The organism is Endozoicomonas sp. ONNA2 (genome assembly GCF_024606365.1).
Taxonomy (GTDB): domain Bacteria; phylum Pseudomonadota; class Gammaproteobacteria; order Pseudomonadales; family Endozoicomonadaceae; genus Endozoicomonas.
Genome location: NZ_JAHHPO010000416.1, coordinates 1 through 1,716, shown reverse-complemented (window position 1 = coordinate 1,716; position 1,716 = coordinate 1). Strand labels below are relative to the sequence as shown.

The following is a 1,716-nucleotide window of genomic DNA, read 5'->3' as shown; positions in this document are numbered from 1 at the left end:
TCGTTTAAATTAGCCTTGATTGGAACGATCGTAAGGCCGATTCTATCGCCCTGTCAATGAGCGCATAATCTGCTGCCAGCAACCTTATTCAACAACCAAATTCGAGATGGTTGCCGTAAATACTCCAGATCATTGAGCAGCCCTCAAGGTATTCATTTTGTGTGTACCGTTTCTTGTCAAAGCGCTATCTCCAAATGCAGAACCATCGTTCTGCAAACTGCCGTTTGGTCGTATTCTGTCAGCCGACGGTTTTTTTAAGTTATCGATTGATTTTCATTGAGTGCAGCAACTCAGGCTCCCTGTCGCAATCAGGAAAGTCCATACATCAGGGTGATCAGCCATGGCACAAGAAGCGGCATATAGATAGCACAAAGACACATTCCCAAGCTGGAATAGACACCCATGGTCAGATCCAGTTCAAAAGACCGGGCAGTGCCACCTGCATGAGCGTTTACCCCCATGGCAAAGCCAATGGCCCTTGGGTCTGTTACACCAAACTTGCGACAAAGGGCTGGCCCCACCAGCGAACCATAAACGCCGGAAATAATAACCACTGCAGCCACCAGGGGGATAATAAAGCCATACTGCTCGCCCATCACCAGGGCAACCGCAGTGGTTACGGCTTTGGTAGAAATGGATAACACCACATCTCTTGAGCCGCCCGTTGCCAGGGCCAGCCCCATACCCATAAATACCGCCAGAAAACCACCGATCAATAATGCACACAGAAGAGGTCCCGCTAACTGACGCAGGGTATGCAGTTGCCGTGCAAGAGGAACCGCCAGAGATACCGTAAATGGTGCCAGCAATATCTTCAGTAACTCGCTGTGCCTGGTATACATATTGAACTCAAGTGGAGAGTAGCGAATCACCAGAAAAACCAGCAGACTGGTGGTAAACAGCGGGTGAAACCACCCTTTGCGCCCCATACGATTAAAAAACTTTTCCGCCAGTAAATAAGCACCCAGATTGATCAATAAAATGGCAACCGGGTTGTTAATTTGCCGCTGCAATAATCCGTAAGAGGAACTGAACACCTCATCCATGATGGTTCTCCCCGCTCCCGCCAGCAAAGTGTTTAAGCAGCCATTGCAAGAGAATTGCCGTTAACACCAGAGAAACAGGGGTCGCCACCAGCACGGCCAGAGTGATAGGCAGCCATTGCTGCAAGAGTAGGTCACTCAGGAAGAAAATACCAACACAGCCCGGAATAAACAGCACGGCCAGATAACGGATACAGAACTGGCTCACCTTATCAAGCGACTCACTAACGCCTCCAGACAACTGAAGATAACTAACCAGGAGTATCAACCCAATCACTGAGCCTGGCACCGAAAGGCTGAATGCGTCGCTTATTACATCACCCAGCACGGTAAAAAACAGCAAAGTGACAATGCCTGACAGCGTTTCTGATGACATCTTTGAACTCTCCTGAAGCAGCCTTATGCTGCGCGTTAAAGACTGGATCCTTTGATCCTGCTTCGCTATAGCTCAACGCCGATAAAACGAAACATCAACCGATCATGGGACAAACTGTGTAAAAAACACCGCCCAATATTAAGCGCTCATTTAAGGACGTCTTCAAAACCCGTCACCGGTCTGCCACGCTAACCCCTGTTTCAAAAACAAGAGCGAGTCGTGTATCAAAAACAACCCGGGAGGCTTTTTGCCTTTCGCGCAACATCTGCCTGTCCACCTTCACATTGTGGAAGCGCA

At 48.9% G+C, this 1,716-nt stretch carries 2 protein-coding genes; both read right to left on the bottom strand.

Annotated features, from left to right (window positions below; genetic code table 11):
- Positions 1 to 308: 308 nt before the first annotated feature.
- Complete coding sequence (locus KDK14_RS07510) at positions 309 to 1,046, bottom strand: LrgB family protein (RefSeq protein ID WP_257264447.1); 738 nt, start codon at positions 1,044 to 1,046, stop codon at positions 309 to 311.
- Positions 1,039 to 1,419 carry a CidA/LrgA family protein gene (locus tag KDK14_RS07505; protein WP_257264446.1) on the bottom strand — a complete coding sequence of 127 codons (381 nt, stop codon included), beginning with the start codon at positions 1,417 to 1,419 and terminating at the stop codon, positions 1,039 to 1,041. Before KDK14_RS07505 ends, KDK14_RS07510 begins: the two co-directional genes overlap by 8 nt.
- Positions 1,420 to 1,716: the final 297 nt, after the last annotated feature.